This window comes from Streptomyces sp. NBRC 110611 (assembly GCF_001590865.1).
In the GTDB taxonomy this organism is placed as follows: domain Bacteria; phylum Actinomycetota; class Actinomycetes; order Streptomycetales; family Streptomycetaceae; genus Streptomyces.
Genome location: NZ_BBUY01000071.1, coordinates 1 through 1,956 on the forward strand (window position 1 = coordinate 1; position 1,956 = coordinate 1,956).

Sequence of the window (1,956 nt, forward strand, 5' to 3'; positions counted from 1 at the left end):
AGGTGACGAACACCAGGCGCGAGGTGGCGGATTCCTCCCGGCTGCCCCACTCCTGGAGCACACCCAGAACGTGGGCCGTGAGCTCGTGGGCACGGGCGGGCACGTCGTCGCCCGTGCCGATACCGGACGACACGGGCACCACTACGAGATCCTCGTCGCCGGTGAGACCGGCCAGAGAGGCGATGGATGCACCCACGCCCAGTTCGTCAGCGCCCAGGGACACACACCGCACCTCGGCGGGCTGGACCTCGGGGGCCGGCACCCACTCCAGCGACAGCAGCGTGTCGTGCTCCGCGCCCGGCCGCTCCGCCGAGCGGCCGGTGCCGGGGTCCTGGTAGGCCCGCATCACCATCGCCTCGGCGGACAGCACAGGCGCGCCCTCGACGTCGACGGCCGCGATGGACACCGAGTCCTCACCGGTCTTCACGACCCGAACCCGCAGCGCCGGCGCACCTGCCGCGTGCAGCGACACGCCACGCCACGCGAACGGCAGCAACTGGTCACCCTCGCCGCCGACACCGGCCATCCGGTGCGCCTGCAACACCGCGTCCAGCAGCGCCGGATGGAGCCCGAAGGCCCCCGCCTCCCCCGCGACCTGCTCCGGGAGCATCACCTCGACGAAGGCCTCGTCCTCGCGCCGCCACACCGCACGCAGCCCCTGGAACGCGGGGCCATAACCGGTTCCGTCGTAGAAGCCTTCCAGGTCGACGCGCACCGCGTCCTGCGGCGGCCAGACCTGGGCGCCGAAGTCCCCGATCCGCTCGCCGCGGGTCAGCGTGCCACCCGCGTGCTGGGTCCACGGCTGGTCGGGGTCGCCGTCCGGGAGGGAGTGGACGGAGATGGTGCGGGCGCCCGCCTCGTCGGGGGCGGAGACCAGCACCTGCACCTGTGTGGCACGCTCCTCCTGGAGCACCAGCGGCGTCATCAGGACGAGGTCCTCAACCCGGTCGCAGCCGGCCTGATCGGCGGCGCGCAGCGCCAGTTCCAGGAAACCGGTTCCCGGGAAGAGCACGCTGCCGCCCATGACGTGATCGGCCAGCCACGGATACGTCTGCAGTGACAGCCTGCCCGTCAGCACCACCTCGCCGGAGTCGGCGAGGGTGAGCGTGGCGCCCAGCAGCGGGTGCTCCGCCGGGAGGAGCCCCGCACCGGTCACATCCCCGGACAGTGCGGCGGGCCGGGGCCAGTACCGCTCGTGCTGGAAGGGGTAGGTGGGCAGGTCCACGCGGCGGGCGCCGGTGCCGGTGAAGAGCTCGGCCCAGTCGATCCCGACGCCTGCGGTGTGCAGCCGCGCCAGCGCCGTGAGCAGGGCGGTCTCCTCGGGGCGGTCCTTGCGGAGGGCCGGGACCGCTACCGCCGTCTCGGCCACCGTGTGCTGGGCCATCGCGGTCAGCACACCGTCGGGGCCCAGTTCCAGGAAGACGGACGCCCCTTCGGCCTCCAGGGCGCGTACTCCGTCGGCGAAACGGACGGTTTCGCGGACGTGCCGGACCCAGTACTCGGCCGAGCAGACGAGGTCCTCGGTGGCGAGTCCGCCCGTGACGTTCGAGACGAGCGGGATCCGAGGAGCCTGGTACGACAGTCCCTCGGCAACCCGCCGGAAGTCCGCCAGCATCGGCTCCATCAACAGCGAGTGGAAGGCATGACTCACCGGCAGCCGACGGGTCTTCCGGCCCTCGTCCGCGAACTCCTCGGCGATCCGGAGCACTTCGGACTCATCACCCGCGATCACGACCGCCTCGGGACCGTTGACCGCCGCGATCGACACACCGTCCGCCGTCAGACGACCGGCCACCTCCCCCTCCGTGGCCTGGACGGCGACCATCGCCCCACCGGCCGGGAGGGCCTGCATCAACCGCGCCCGCGCGGACACCAACGCACACGCGTCCACCAGCGACAACACCCCGGACACATACGCCGCCGTGATCTCACCGACCGAATGCCCGGCCACGAAAT

Annotated in this window: 1 protein-coding gene; it reads right to left on the reverse strand. The window is 72.2% G+C overall.

The window, feature by feature from the left end; translation table 11 throughout:
* Positions 1–1,956, reverse strand: a 1,956-nt coding sequence (locus AZE13_RS33355; RefSeq protein WP_147264832.1) for an acyltransferase domain-containing protein, incomplete at both ends; no start/stop codon positions are given.